General features: G+C 75.5%; 10 protein-coding genes. 6 read left to right on the top strand and 4 right to left on the bottom strand.

Annotation, left to right across the window (positions count from 1 at the left end; translation table 11 throughout):
• Positions 1–123 precede the first annotated feature (123 nt).
• Entirely contained in the window at positions 124–825 is a 702-nt protein-coding gene (locus IE271_RS23405) for a response regulator (protein WP_190192379.1), read from the top strand.
• Between the two features lie 165 nt (positions 826–990).
• Here the strand turns inward: IE271_RS23405 and IE271_RS23410 are convergent, their stop codons facing one another.
• Positions 991–2,760 carry a sensor histidine kinase gene (locus IE271_RS23410; RefSeq protein WP_190192380.1) on the bottom strand — a complete coding sequence of 590 codons (1,770 nt, stop codon included), beginning with the start codon at positions 2,758–2,760 and terminating at the stop codon, positions 991–993.
• Positions 2,761–3,396: 636 nt separating this feature from the next.
• On the opposite strand from IE271_RS23410, the gene IE271_RS23415 reads away from it, so the two are divergent.
• The 3 genes from IE271_RS23415 (at position 3,397) to IE271_RS23425 (ending at position 7,384) form a co-directional block, all read left to right on the top strand.
• Positions 3,397–4,350, top strand: coding sequence for a HAMP domain-containing sensor histidine kinase (locus IE271_RS23415; RefSeq protein ID WP_190192381.1), 954 nt, complete (start codon positions 3,397–3,399; stop codon positions 4,348–4,350).
• Positions 4,351–4,352: 2 nt separating this feature from the next.
• Entirely contained in the window at positions 4,353–5,054 is a 702-nt protein-coding gene (locus IE271_RS23420) for a response regulator (protein WP_190192382.1), read from the top strand.
• Positions 5,055–5,443: 389 nt separating this feature from the next.
• Positions 5,444–7,384 (top strand): peptidoglycan recognition protein family protein, encoded by a 1,941-nt coding sequence (locus IE271_RS23425; RefSeq protein WP_229919511.1) that lies wholly within the window; start codon positions 5,444–5,446, stop codon positions 7,382–7,384.
• Between the two features lie 149 nt (positions 7,385–7,533).
• On the opposite strand, the gene IE271_RS23430 is transcribed toward IE271_RS23425, so the two are convergent.
• Positions 7,534–9,999 carry an FtsX-like permease family protein gene (locus IE271_RS23430; protein ID WP_190192383.1) on the bottom strand — a complete coding sequence of 822 codons (2,466 nt, stop codon included), beginning with the start codon at positions 9,997–9,999 and terminating at the stop codon, positions 7,534–7,536.
• On the bottom strand, positions 9,993–10,904 hold the full coding sequence (locus tag IE271_RS23435; RefSeq protein ID WP_190192384.1) for an ABC transporter ATP-binding protein: 912 nt from the start codon (positions 10,902–10,904) through the stop codon (positions 9,993–9,995). The genes IE271_RS23430 and IE271_RS23435 overlap by 7 nt, the downstream gene beginning before the upstream one ends.
• Positions 10,905–11,233: 329 nt before the next feature.
• On the opposite strand from IE271_RS23435, the gene IE271_RS23440 reads away from it, so the two are divergent.
• Complete coding sequence (locus IE271_RS23440) at positions 11,234–12,541, top strand: sensor histidine kinase (protein WP_190192385.1); 1,308 nt, start codon at positions 11,234–11,236, stop codon at positions 12,539–12,541.
• 17 nt (positions 12,542–12,558) lie between these two features.
• Positions 12,559–13,173, top strand: coding sequence for a LuxR C-terminal-related transcriptional regulator (locus IE271_RS23445; RefSeq protein ID WP_229919524.1), 615 nt, complete (start codon positions 12,559–12,561; stop codon positions 13,171–13,173).
• Positions 13,174–13,198: 25 nt separating this feature from the next.
• Here IE271_RS23445 and IE271_RS23450 read toward each other — a convergent pair whose 3' ends face one another.
• Complete coding sequence (locus IE271_RS23450) at positions 13,199–14,194, bottom strand: ArsR/SmtB family transcription factor (RefSeq protein WP_190192386.1); 996 nt, start codon at positions 14,192–14,194, stop codon at positions 13,199–13,201.
• Between the last annotated feature and the right edge of the window lie 186 nt (positions 14,195–14,380).

Consider the following 14,380-nt stretch of genomic DNA (forward strand, 5'->3'; position numbering starts at 1 on the left):
CCGCGGTCCGTGGCCCGTCCGCTGCCGGACATCGAGTACTGGGCATCGGGTGCCGGGCAGCGGGGTCCCCAGGGCGATCGGGGCGCCGGAGCCGCCGGGGGTACCGGGGAACGAGGGGTCGTCATGACCGAGACGCGCACTTTCACGGAGGACAACCCCATACGGGTGTTCCTGGTCGACGACCACGAGGTGGTCCGGCGCGGCCTGTCCGACCTGCTCGACGCGGAGCCGGACATCGCGGTGGTCGGTGACGCGGACAGTGTGGAGCAGGCCCTGGCGCGCGGTCCGGCGCTGCGCCCGGACGTCGCCGTGCTCGACGTACGGCTGCCGGACGGCGACGGCATCACGGTCTGCCGGGAACTGCGCAGCAGGATGCCGGAACTGGCCTGTCTGATGCTGACGTCGTTCGACGACGAGGACGCCCTGCTCAACGCGATCATGGCCGGGGCGGCGGGCTACGTGCTGAAGCAGATCCGGGGCTCCGACCTGCTCTCGGCCGTCCGCACCGTCGCCTCGGGCCAGTCGATGCTGGACCCCGCGACCACGGCGCGTCTCATGCGCTCGCTGCGCGCGGACCCCGCCGCGACGCCTCCCGTCGCGCCCGAGATCGCGAGTCTTTCGCCGCGTGAGCGGGAGATCCTCGCCCTGATCGGGGACGGTCTGACCAACCGTGAGATCGGCAAGCGGCTCTACCTGTCGGAGAAGACCGTCAAGAACCACATCTCCCGACTGCTGGCCAAGCTGGGGGTCCAGCGCCGGGTGCAGGCCGCGGTCCTCGCCTCCCAACTGGACCAGCCGGACGACGGCGGCCGCGCGACGAAGTAGCGGCGCGGCCGCACGACGAAGTAGCGGCGCGGCCGCACGACGAAGTGGCGGCGGGGCCGCGCGGCAGGCGGGTCGGGCGCGCGGCGAGCCGGCCGGAGGGGGCGTCAGCCGGGCGGAAGGGACGCCGGTCGGCCGGAGGGGACGTCAGCCGGGCGAAGGGGGGCGTCAGCCGGCTGCCGGGGTCGTGGGCACCCGCCACACCAACCGTGTGCCACCGCCCTCCGGTCGCTCGCCGATCCGCAGCGAGCCGCCGAGCGCCGCGGCCCGGTCCTCCATGTTGGCCAGCCCGCTCCGTGCGACACCGTCCGGCACGCCGCGGCCGTCGTCCGTCACCGTGAGCGTCAACTCGCCGTCCGAGCAGCGCAGACGGACGTCCACCGCCCGCGCCCCCGAGTGCCTGGCCGCGTTGCTGAGCGCCTCTGCGAGCACGGCCGTCGCGTGGTCCGCGACCTCCTCGGGCACCTCGGTGTCGACGAGTCCCTCGATCCGCAGCGCGGGAGCGAAGCCGAACGAGCTCGCGGACGCCCGTACGGCCTCGGAGACCCGTACGCGCAGGGCGCCGTCGCGCTCGGCCGAGCCGCCGTGCGTGCGGAGGCCGAAGATGGTGGACCTGATGATCTTGATGGTGTCGTCGAGGTCGTCGACGGTCCGGGACAGCCGCTCCACGGCCTCGGGGTGGTCGATGAAACGCTGGGTGCTCTGCAGCGTCATACCGGCCGCGAACAGCCGCTGGATGGCGAGGTCGTGCAGGTCGCGCGCGATGCGGTCGCGGTCCTGCAGCAGCGCTATCTGCTCCGCGTCCCGGCGGCGTTCGGCGAGTTCGAGCGCCAGCGCCGCCTGGCCCGCGAAGTCCAGCAGCGGACCGGTGTCCGCGTCGGCGAAGGGCGTACGGCCGGTCAGACGGCCCAGCAGCAGGACGCCGCGGGCCTTTCCGCCCGCGCCGAGCGGCACCGCGACGACCGGCCCGAGCCCGGACCACTGCGTCCCGCTCCCGCGCTCGCCCCTGCTCTCGTCGGCGTCGGCACCGCCGCCGGTCCGTACGTCGCGCTCGACGTCCGCGCTGACGACCGGTTCCGCCGTGGTCAGCGCGGCCCCGACGAAGTCGTCCCGCGCCGGCAGGACGAGGCCGGCCCACCGCTCGGCACCGGTTCCGCTCGCGATGGCCGGCTCCAGGCGGTCCTCCCCGGCCGTGTACTCGGCGATCATCCCGACGTCGGCGGAGACGATCTCGCGGGCCCGCTCCACGATGAGCTCCAGCACCTCGGCGCTCGAAGCCCCCGACAGCAGGGTGCTGGTGACCTCGGAACCGGCCCGTTGCCACTGTTCGCGCAGCCGGGTCTCCTCGTACAGCCGCGCGTTCTCGACCGCCACTCCGGCGGCCACGGCGAGGGTGGACAGCACCGCCTCGTCCTCGGCGTCGAACTCCGCCGCACCCCGCTTCTCGGTGAGGTACAGGTTCCCGAAGACACGGTCGCGCACCCGGATGGGCACACCGAGGAACGAGTGCATCGGGGGATGGTGCTGCGGGACGCCGTACGAGGCCGGGTGCTCCGAGAGCTCGGACAGCCTCAGGGGCTCCGGATGCCGGATCAGTTCACCGAGGATGCCGTGTCCGCTGGGCAGGTCGCCGATGCGCGCCCGCTGCTCGTCGTCGAGGCCGACGGTCAGGAACGCCGACAGCTTGCGGTCGTCGCCGATCACGCCCAGCGCCCCGTACTCGGCGTCCACCAGCACCACGGCCGCCTCGACGATGCGCCGCAGCACCTGCGGCAGGTCCAGCTCCCGGCCGACCGACAGCACGGCCTCCAGGAGGTTGTGGATGCGGTCCTGCGTGCCGCGCGCCGCGTCGATCCGCGACTGCAGCTCGTCCAGGAGTTCGTCGAGCCGCAGCTTGGGCAGGTGCTGCGCGGAGCCCCGGTGCCCGTCCCCGCCCATCGTCTCCTCCGACCTCCGCGGAAGGGGCGCAGCCCGGCCGGCTGCCCTCTGTCCTCACCGTAATGGCTGAGGACGCGGCGGTGCACAGGGGGTGGTTCCATGGCCGAGACCGGTGCCACCGCTCGTGGTTCGGATGCCGGCCGGCCGGTCGGCCGCTCCGCCGCCGGCCGCCGAGGAGGCCGGTGCGACCGCGTCGACGTTCTGGGCGCTGTCGTCGAGGGCTCTCAGCTGGGCCGGCCGCGTGAGGCGGGCGTGTTCGAGGCGCCGGCTGACCTCGTGGGCGGCCGGGACGGACCGGTCGGACCGGAGGGGCCGGCCGGGGCGAAGTGAGCGGTCATGACTCCACCATGGCGGCCCCGGCGCGCGCGGCCCATCGGGCGCGGTACCCATCTGCGCGGGGGCCGACGACCCATCCGGTGTCCGCCGTGGGCAGGGCACGCGCACGGAAATGGGGGTCAGTGCCCATCGACTGCGGACCCCCGGCGGAGGCAGGCTGGCAGGAGACCTGGTCGAAGCCAGGAGGCCCGGTCAGGACCGGGTCCAGGAGCCACAGCCGCGCTTTCGGCGCGTCCGGTCACCGGCAAGGGTGACGCGGCGCGGCGCGGGGCGGGCCATGGAGGAGGAAGGCGTCACCCGGTGTCCCTGTACTGGCGGATCTTCGGGCTCAACGCGGTGGTGCTGGGCACGGCCACGGCGCTGCTCCTGCTGGCTCCGGTGACCGTGTCCGTCCCCGTCCTGCTGACCGAGGCGGTCGTCCTCGTGGGCGGCCTGGGCGTCATGCTGGTCGCCAACGCGGCCCTGCTGCGGATCGGCCTGGCGCCGCTGGTCCGGCTCACCCGGCTGATGACCACCGTGGACCTGCTGCGCCCGGGCCAGCGGCTGTCCGTACGGGGGCACGGCGAGGTCGCGGAGCTGATCACGACGTTCAACGCCATGCTGGAGCGGCTGGAGGGGGAGCGGGCCGCGAGCAGCGCCCGTGCCCTGCTCGCGCAGGAGACCGAGCGGCGCCGCATCGCCCAGGAACTGCACGACGAGGTCGGGCAGAGCATGACCGCGATCCTGCTGGGCCTCAAGCGGGCGGCGGACGAGGCGCCGGAGCCGCTGCGCGGTGAGCTCCAGCAGGCCCAGGAGATCACCCGGGCGAGCCTGGACGAGGTCCGCAGACTGGTACGGCGGCTGCGCCCCGGCGTCCTGGACGACCTCGGTCTGGTCAGCGCGCTGACCTCGCTCGCCACCGAGTTCGCCACGCACACCGGGCTGCGGGTGCTGCGCCGTTTCGACTCCGACCTGCCGGCGCTGGACCACGAGACGGAGCTGGTGCTCTACCGCGTCGTGCAGGAGGGCCTGACCAACGTCGCCCGCCACGCCGGCGCGACGCGGGCCGAGGTCGGCCTGCGGCGCGCCGGTGACACGGTGGTACTGGCCGTCACCGACGACGGTCGCGGCCTCGGCGCCGCCGCGGAGGGTGCCGGCATCCGCGGCATGCGCGAGCGCGCCCTGTTCGTCGGAGCCTCCCTGGACATCGTTCCCGTACCGCCGGGCGGCACGGAGATCCGCCTGACCGTCCCCGTCCCCAGGAAGCAGCCGTGACCATGCCCGACACCCCACGCGCCCCCACTCCCGCTCCCACCTCCACTTCTGCTCCCGCTCCCGCCCGGATCCTCCTCGCCGACGACCACGCGCTGGTGCGCCGCGGGGTGCGGATGATCCTCGACCGGGAGCCGGACCTGGAGGTGGTGGCCGAGGCAGGCGACGGCGCCGAGGCCGTCGACCTGGCCCGCGCGCACGAGGTCGACCTCGCCGTGCTCGACGTGGCCATGCCTCGTCTGACCGGGCTGCAGGCCGCGCGCGAGCTGGCCGCGCGCAGGCCGGGCCTGCGGGTGCTGATGCTGACGATGCACGACAACGAGCAGTACTTCTTCCAGGCGCTCAAGGCCGGGGCCTGCGGATACGTGCTCAAGTCCGTGGCAGACCGGGACCTGGTCGCCGCGTGCCGGGCCGCGCTGGACGACGAGCCGTTCCTCTGTCCCGGCGCCGTCACCGCCCTCATCCGCAACTACCTCGACCGTGTCCGCCACGGCGAGGAGACCCCCGGCCAGGTGCTCACACCGCGCGAGGAGGAGGTCCTGAAGCTGGTCGCCGAGGGGCACTCCTCCAAGGAGATCGCCGGACTCCTCGTCATCAGCGTCAAGACCGTCCAGCGGCACCGCGCGAACCTCCTGCACAAACTGGGTCTGCGCGACCGGCTCGACCTCACTCGCTACGCCGTCCGCGCCGGCCTCATCGAACCCTGACCTCGACCTCCCTTCCCTCCCGCGGGTCCGGTGCGCCATCCATGGACATCCTGTGACGTTTTCGTGGGTGAAGTGTGTGGGTGTCGGAGCGTCAAAGGTACGTTCGGGTACACGGAGGTTCGGATACGGGGGACCGCTGGCGTGACGGCTGTGGCGTGTGCCAGTGTTTCCGGCGGTGGTGCCGGGGCAGCCGGGTCGCGCCCGGCCGTCTCAACTCCCGCCCTCCGAAGCCCACTTGCGTGCCGGGGCTCGCGCGTCCCGGCCTGCGCCCGGGTGCGACGGGCCGGTGCGCAGCGGCCCGTCGGCGAGCGGGCCCGGCGGACGGCCACCTGAACACCGCTCTTGTGGAAGACACGCTCCCGGCGGGAGTACGTCATCGAGGGGAATCCTTGAGTAAGTCCGTACGCAGAAGAACAACCGGAAGACTGCTGGCCGGCGTGGTCGCGGGCGGCCTCGCCGCCGGCTGCCTCACCCTCCTGCCGTCCGCGGCCCAGGCGGCGTGGCCGGGCGGCGACGCCGGCACCGAGGAGCGGCAGGCGTACTTCGCCGACGCGGCGGAGGAGTTCGGCGTGCCGCTGCCGGTGCTCCTCGGGGTCTCGTACCACGAGTCCCGGTGGGAGGCCCACGAGGGCGAGCACAACACCTCGGGCGGCTACGGCCCGATGAACCTCACCGACGTCACGGCGGAGATGGTCGCCGGAGGGCCGGCCGGCGCGGCGGGCCGCGGCGACCTCGACGAACTGACGTCCGACCCGGCCCTGCACACCCTGGACGCCGCGGCGGAGCTGCTGGGCACGCCCGCCGGGAGGCTGCGCACCGACGAGCGCGAGAACATCCGCGGCGGCGCCGCCCTCCTCGCCTCCTACCAGCGCCGGCTCACCGGTTCCGCCTCCACCGACGCCGGGGCCTGGTACGGGGCGGTCGCCCGCTACAGCCAGTCCTCGGACCGTGGGACGGCACGGCGCTTCGCCGACCGCGTCTTCGAGACCGTGGAGTCCGGCGCGGCGCGCAGCACGGACGACGGGCAGCGGGTGGAGCTGGCCGCCGCGGGCTCCGTCAGGCCCCGCACGGCGCAGCTCGCCGAACTGGGGCTGAAGGCGGGCGCGGAGTCCACCGACACCGAGTGCCCCGCCACGGTGTCGTGCGCCTTCGTGCCCGCGGCCGCCTCCAACGGCCAGGTCGCCGACCGTCCGGCGGACGGTGTGAAGGTCGACTACATCGTGCTGCACGACACCGAGTCGTCGTACGACGCCGCGATCAAGACCTTCCAGGACGCCGCCAGCGGTTCCGCGGGACACTACGTGGTGCGCTCCTCGGACGGCGCGGTGACGCAGATGGTGCCCGGCAAGGACATCGGGTTCCACGCCGGGAACTACTGGTTCAACATGCACTCGATCGGCATCGAGCACGAGGGCTTCGCCGCGCAGGGCGCCACCTGGTACTCGCAGCGGCTCTACGAGACGAGCGCCGACCTGGTGAAGTACCTGGCGGACAAGTACGGCGTCCCGCTGGACCGCCAGCACATCGTCGGCCACGACAACGTGCCCGGTCCGCGCGACGCCTACGTGGCGGGCATGCACTGGGACCCGGGTCCCTACTGGGACTGGTCCGCGTTCATGGAGATGGTGGGCGCCCCGGACGGCTCGCCGGCCGCCCGGAGCGAACGGCACGCGCGGCACGCGCCGAAGGTGGGTTCGGCGGTGACCATCACGCCGGACTTCGCGAGCAACGAGCAGACCGTGCGCGTGTGCCCCGCCGACGACCCCACCGGCGGCACGCAGGAGTGCACGGACCGTACGGCGCCGTCCAACTTCCTGCCGGTGCACACCGCGCCGGACGCGTCCTCGCCCCTGTTCGCCGACCCGGCCGTCCACCCGGGCGCCGACGCCGGCACGGACGACATCGCCGACTGGGGCAGCACGGTCCAGGCGGGCCAGCAGTTCGTGGTGGCGGGCCGGAAGGGCGGCTGGACCGCGATCTGGTTCAGCGGCGCCAAGGTGTGGTTCCACGACCCGCACGGCCGCAACACCACTCCGGCCGAGGACGTGACCGTGGTCCGCTCCGGCGAGGACGGCGCCACCCTGTACGGCTCCGGCTACCCGCAGGCCTCGGAGTACCCGGAGGGACTGTCCCCGTCGACGCAGAAGCCGCTGACCGTCTACGGCTTCCCGGCGGGCCAGGCCTACGTGGCCACCCGGCCGCCGGTGAACGCGGACGACTTCTTCCCCTCCGGTGACACCTACGTCACCGGGGCCGCGAGGTACTACACCGTCCAGTACAACCACCGTGTGGTCCTGGTGGACGCGGCGGGAGTCTCCGAGTACGAGTAGGCGTACCGCACCACGGGACGGCCGCCCCGCCGGGACGGCCGTCCCTTCTCGTACGCCGGGGGCCGCCCCCTTCCGGCGCCGCGCACCGTGTGACGCTCCCGTGCCGTGTGCCGTGTGCCGTGCGACGTGCGACGCGCGGTCCGGGGAGGTCACTCCCGTACGCCCGCCGACTCCACGGCGCGGCGGCGCAGGAGGAGCGCTGCGGGGACGACGGACGCGAGCACGGCCAGGACGGCGCAGGCGCCGACGACGGTGGCCGTGACCGCCCAGGGCAGCTCGACCGGACTGCGCACCGACTGCAGGCGCAGCGCGCCCCACATCCCGGCCAGTTCGAGACCGGCGGCCAGGAGGCCGAGCAGCGCGCCGACCGCGACGACCAGCAGCGCCTCGGCGCCCACCAGCCGCAGCACCTGCCACCGGGTGGCCCCGGCCAGACGGAGCGCGGCCAGCTCGCGCACACGGTCGGAGACCGCCATGACCATCGTGTTGACCAGGGAGATCCCGGTGTGGAGCAGGGCGATGCCGAGGACCAGCAGAAAGCCGAGACGGGCCGTGCGGTCGGTCCCCGGACGCGTGGCGCCGATCCACTCGTCCCGGGTGAGCACCCGCCCGCCCGCCGGCCGCACCGCCTCGCGCAGCCCGGCGGCCACGGCGTGCGCGTCGGCCCCGTCCGCGAGGGCGACGTCGACCCGGTCGACGACCGCGCCGGGGGCGTTGGCGGGCGTGACGCAGACGCCGTTGCCACCGGTGCCGGTGGTCATGACGGCGGCGATCCGCAGGGTCCTGCGCGTACCGTCGCCGAGCCACACCCGCACCCGCTGTCCCACGGTGTGGTGCCGCCACTCCTCGTTGACAATGATCGAGCCGTCGTCCAGGTCCGCCGTCCGCCCGGCGGCGAGCGGCAGGCGCGCGGTGGCCGCGAGCGCGTCCGGCTCGGCGGCACGGGCCTCGGACCCGACCAACGCCACACCGTCCTCCAGGACGTACACGGCGCTCGGCGCGGTCGCGGACACCTCGGCGCCGGGGACCGCGCGCAGCGCGCGTACGGTCGCCGGGTCGAAGTCCGCGCCGTCCGGCGGCGTGACGACGAACGCGGCGGCCGTCCGCGCGCGCACCTCCGCCGCCCCGGCCTCCTCCAGCGTGGCCGTCGCGCCGTGCAGCGAGCCCGCGAGGGCGACGGTGACCAGGACGGGGGCCGCGACGGCCGCGGTGCGCCGGACCCCGGCGGCGGCGTTCTCGCGCACCAGCACGCCGCCCGCTCCGGGCAGCCGGGCCGGCAGCCACGCGAGCAGCCGCGTCAGCGGGCGCACCGCGGCCGGCGCGAGCAGCGCGACCGCGGTGATCAGCAGCATCGGACGGCTCACGTAGGTCTTGCGGTGCAGCAGGTCGCCTGGGTCGCCGGCCAGGGTCAGCGCGAGCGTCACCGCGGCGGTCAGCAGCAGCCCCGCACCGAGGACCAGGCGCCCCCGCGTCATCGCCCCGGCGTCGGCGGACGCCTCGCGCAGCGCCTGGGCGGGACCGGTGCGCCCGGCCCGCCAGGCGGCGGCCGCCGCCCCGCACAGGGCGACGAGCAGCCCCGTCCAGAAGGCCGCGTGGTACGGCCAGGCGTGGTCGCCGACGGCGAACCAGGCCGGTGCGAGACCGCCGTCCACCGCCCACGCGGCCAGGAGCGGCGCCCCGTACGCCCCGAGCGCGCAGCCGGCGGCCGAGGCGAGCACGCCGACCACCAACGCCTCGGCGGCGACCGCGCGGCGGATCTGCCCCGGAGTGGCGCCCGCGGTGCGCAGCAGCCCGAACTCCCGGCGCCGCTGGGCGACCGCGAAGGCGAAGGTGGAGGCCACCACGAACACCGACACGAAGGCGCTGACGCCGCCCGCCGTGCCGAACAGGGCGTTCATCGCGGTCAGCGCCTCGGCGTCCCGGTCGGGGTCCGCGTCGGCGTACCGGCGCGCGTCCCCGGTGAGGACCCGGACGCCGGCGCTGCCGCGCACCGCCGCGCGTACGGCCGCCTCGTCCGCGTCCACCACCAACTGCGTGCTGGTGGGCGCCAGTCGGGCGGCGCGCGCGTCGGTGTAGAAGACGGCGTCCTTGAAGGCGCCGGCACCGCGGGCGGCGACCGTGCCGACGACCGCCACGGTGCCGCGACCGGTGCGCACGCGCTCGCCCGGCTCCGCCCAGTCGCCGCCGACGGCCACCTCGTCGGCGGCGCGGGGCGCGCGCCCCGCCGTGAGCTCGTACGGGGCGAACGCGGCGGTGGACCAGGGATGGCCGACGAGGCCGGCGGGTCCGCCCGCCGCCCGTACGGGGAAGGACCGGTCCTCGACGACGGTGCCGAGCCGGCGCAGCCCGGCGACGACCGCCGCGGGCACGGGGCGCGGATGCGCGAGCCGGCGGGTGCGGTCGCCGGCGGGGGTGGGCACCCGCAGCGTGTCCGCGCCCTTGACCACGACGGGCGCGGCCGCGAACCGCTCCGGCCTGCGGTCGGGCGCGTCCCTCGACGAGGCGAGGACCAGGCCCGTCACGGTGAGCAGCGCGACCCCCAGCGCCAGGGCGACGAAACTGCCGGCGAAGGTGACCCAGCGGGCGCGCAGGGTGCTCAGGGCGACGCTCAGCACGACACGCCCTCCGACCCGGTCCCGGTCCCCGACCCGGTCCCGGTCCCCGACCCGGTCCCGGTCCCCGACCCGGCCCCGGTCCCCGTCCCGGCCCTCGCCCGTGACGCGGCCTCGGTCCCGATGCCGGCCCGGGCTCCGGCCCCTGCCCTCGTCCCCGTCGTCCCCGGCTCGGCGGTCGTTCCCGGCCCGGCCGTGGTCTCCAGCCCGGCCGTGTGCGCGGCGATGTCCTCGGCGCGCGCTCCGGCGAGGTCGCCGTGGACGCGTCCGTCGACGAGGAAGACCACGCGGTCGGCGTGGGAGGCGGCCACCGGGTCGTGCGTGACCATGACGACCGTCCGGCCCCCGCGGTCCACCATGCCGCGCAGCAGCGCCAGGACCTCACGGCCGCTCCGCGGGTCGAGGGCGCCGGTCGGCTCGTCGCCGAACAGCACCTCGGGGCGGGTGATCAGGGCGCGGGCCAGGGCGACCCGCTGCTGCTGGCCGCCGGACAGCTCCGCCGGCCGGTGCCGGGCCCGGTCGCCGAGCCCGACCTGGCGCAGCGCGTCGCGGACCCGGGCCCGAGCGGGACGGCGGCCGGCCAGACGCAGCGGCAGCGCCACGTTCTGCTCGGCGGTCAGCGACGGCAGCAGGTTGAACGACTGGAAGACGAACCCGACGCGGTCGCGGCGCAGCCGGGTCAGCCCGGCCTCGGTCAGCCCCGTCAGCTCGGTGCCGCCCACGGTGACCGACCCGGACGTGGGCCGGTCCAGTCCCGCCGCGCACTGCAGCAGCGTCGACTTCCCCGATCCGGAAGGGCCCATGACCGCGGTGAAGGTCCCCTCGGGGAAGGAGAGGGTGACCCGGTCGAGGGCCGTCACGGCGCCGTCGCCCGTCCCGAACCGCCTGCTGACGGAGCGCAGCCGCACCGCGTCACCGTCCCCCCGTACCGCTGCGCCGTCGTCCCTCCGTGCCGCCGCGTCGCCGTCCCTCCGTGCCGCCGCGTCGTCGCCCCTCCGCCGTGCCCACTGGCCGTTCCTCCGGGCCGTCCCGCCGATCACACGTCCCCCTTCGTCGTCCACGCGTCCCCTGCGCCGGGCGCCGGGCCGTGTGCCCGTCCCGGTGGCTCCACGACACCGCACGACGGCCCCCCGGCGCAGTGCGGCAGGACCGAGACCTGGGGTAGGCCTGGCCCTACCCCAGGTCCACCGTCCGGCCCGATGGCCCCGGCCCGTACGCGCCTTCTACGGTGATCCGCATGCAGCCTCGGAACGTGTGGCAGGCCATGTCCAGGACCGGCTTCGTGCTGTCGTCCTGGCCGTGGCGCTCGGCCGCCTACCTGCTCACCGGCGCGGTGACCGGCGCCGTCGCCCTCGTGGGGATCGTCGTCTCGGCGGTGGCGGGCGGAGTGCTCGCGGTCGTCCTGGTGGGCCTGCCCCTGCTCGTCCTCACGGCCCTCGCCGGCCTCCCGGTGGCGCGCGTCGAGCGGTACCGGCTGCGGATGGTCGACGCGGACCCGGTCCCCGGCCTGCACCGGCCGCCCGCCGCGCCCGGTCTGCGCCCCTGGCTGGCGACCCGGCTGCGGGAGCGGGCGACCTGGCGGGAGCTGGGCCACGCCCTGCTGTTCGCGGGCCTGTTGTGGCCCGTCGACGCCCTCGCCGTCACCGTCGGGCTGCTCCTCCCGCTGTCCGTGGCCGCGACCCCGCTGCTGATGGCCACGGCCGGCGACGGCCGGGAGGCGAAGGTGCTCAAGCAGTGGACGGTCACGGACTGGCCGGCCGCGTTCGGGGTGGCCGCGCTCGGACTGCTCCTCATGGCCCTGTGCGCGTACGTCCTGGGCGTCGCCGCCGGGGCCCGGGCCGAGCTGACCCGGTTGCTGATCGCCCCGCGCGACGCGGAGCTGGACGCCAGGGTGACCGAACTGGCCCGGTCGCGCGTGCGCCTGGTCGACGCCTTCGAGGCGGAGCGGCGGCGCATCGAGCGCGACCTGCACGACGGCGCCCAGCAGCGCCTGGTGGCACTGGCGATGACACTCGGCCTGGCCCGTCTGGACGCCCCGCCGGGCCCGCTCGCCGACCGGCTCGCCAAGGCCCACGACGAAGCGGGCCTGGCCCTCGCGGAGCTGCGCGAACTCATCCACGGCATCCACCCCGAGGTGCTCACCGACTACGGCCTCGAAGCCGCCGTCGCCGACGCCGCGGACCGCTCCGCCGTCCCCGTGGACGTCGACCTGGACCTGCCCGGCCGGCTGCCCGGGTCCGTCGAGTCGGCCGCGTACTTCGTGGTCCGCGAGGCCCTCGCCAATGTGGCCAGGCACAGCGGGGCGGACCGCGCCGCGGTGACCGGCCGCCACCGCGGCGGACGGCTCACGCTGGAGGTGCGCGACGACGGCCGGGGCGGCGCGGACGCCTCGGCGGGCAGCGGGCTCACCGGGCTCGCGGACCGGGTGTCGGTGCTCGATGGCAGACTCTCCCTGTCCAGTCCGCCCGGCGGACCGACCCTGCTGCGTGTGGAGATCCCTTGCGAACGGACCGACCGCCCCGCGCCCGCCGCTCCCTGCGCGTAGTCCTGGCCGAGGACAGCGTGCTGCTGCGGGAGGGGATCGTCGGCCTGCTCGACCGCTGCGGCCACGAGGTGGCCGCGGCCGTCGGCGACGCGCCGGCCCTGGTCGCCGCGGTGGAGGAGCACGCCCCCGACATCGTCGTGACGGACGTGCGCATGCCGCCCGGCTTCCAGGACGAGGGCCTGCACGCGGCGGTCCGCCTGCGCGAGGAGCGGCCCGCGCTGCCCGTCCTGGTCCTCAGCCAGTACGTGCAGCGGGCGTACGCCTCCGAGCTGCTGGACTCCGGCGACGGCACGGGCGTCGGCTATCTGCTCAAGGACCGGGTCGGGCACGTCGAGGAGTTCGTGGACGCGCTGTGCGAGGTGGCGGACGGCGGCACGGTCGTCGACCCCGAGGTCGTACGCCAGCTGCTGCGCCGCCGCCGCGACCCCCTGGAGCGGCTCACCCCGCGTGAGCGGGAGGTCCTGGCCCTGATCGCGGAGGGGAGGTCCAACGGCGCGATCGCCCGCGCACTGGTGGTCTCCGAAGCGGCCGTGGGCAAGCACGTCAGCGGCATCCTCACCAAGCTCGACCTGCCGCCCGCGCAGGAGACGCACCGCAGAGTGCTGGCGGTCCTGGCCTACCTGAGGGCGTGAGCCTGGGCCCGGACGGCGCGCGCCCTCAGCACCCCGCCTCTTCCCCCGCCGCGAGGGCCGTGCCGAGCGGCGTCCGCTCGTACAGGACCTGATGGCCGTAGCGGCGCGCCGTGAGCAGGCCCGCGTCGCGCAGGACCGACAGGTGGGCGGAGACGGACGACGCGGCCAGCCCCAGGCGGTGGGCCAGCACCGTGGTGCCCGCGGGCTCGTCCAGCGCGGCGAGCACGGCCGCCCGGCCGCGCCCGAGGAGCCGGGCCAGGGCGTCCGGGGCGCGGCCGGCGGGCTCGGCCCACAGGCCGCCGATGCCGCGGACGGGGTAGACCAGCGTCGGCTGCCACGGGGGCTCGAAACCGGTGACGACGTCGGGCCACGAGAACGCGCTGGGCATCAGCACCAGGCCCTGGCCGTCCAGGTCCTGCACTTCCTCCTCGTGGCGGCCCGTCACCGTCAGCGTCCCGGCGGACCAGGCGAAACGGCGGTCGATCTCCGGCAGCAGACCCCCCAGCCCCACCTCGGCGAGCCGCCGGGAGTGATACGCGATGTCCGCCTCCAGGAGCGTCCGCAGCCGGGGCCAGTACGGCTCCACGAGGGCGTGCCAGGCGGCCTCCAGCAGATCGGCGAGCAGCAGGACGCCACGCTCCGTGCCGGCGAGCAGGTCGCGGGCGAGAGGGGACTCGGCGGCGCCCGGGGTGTCGGCCAGGGCCCGTGCCGTGTCGGCGCGGGCCCTCACCGGATCGGTTCCGCGGACCACCGCGATCTCCTCCTCGAACGTGGCCGCCGGACCGATCGGCGGCGGGGCCAGCCAGTCGGGGGAGTACCCGCGCCGGGGCATCAGCAGCCACAGCGGTGCCAGGTCGAGGCCGTCGGCCGCCGCACGGGTCCGGCGCAGCCACCGCGGGTGGTAGCCGTGCCGGTCGGGGCGGTTCAGGGTGCGGACGGCCTGGTGCGTCTCCCACAGGGGCGACAGCGCGAAGCGGCACCGCAGGAAGTCGTCCTCCCCGAAGCGGAAGTGGAACGGCACGGCGACTCCTCGGTGGACCGACGCGGTGATGCGACGGTGTGACGACGCAACGGTGTGACGGCGTGACGGTGCGGTTCTCGGGGTGCTGGGGCGAGGCAACAGCGTGGTGGTCGAGGCGGCCGGGGCGGCGTCCGGACACCGGCGAGGTCCGCGCCGCCGGTGACGCGGAGCGAAGATTCGGTCCAC

The sequence above is a fragment of the Streptomyces minutiscleroticus genome (assembly GCF_014650875.1).
GTDB classification, from domain to species: domain Bacteria; phylum Actinomycetota; class Actinomycetes; order Streptomycetales; family Streptomycetaceae; genus Streptomyces; species Streptomyces minutiscleroticus.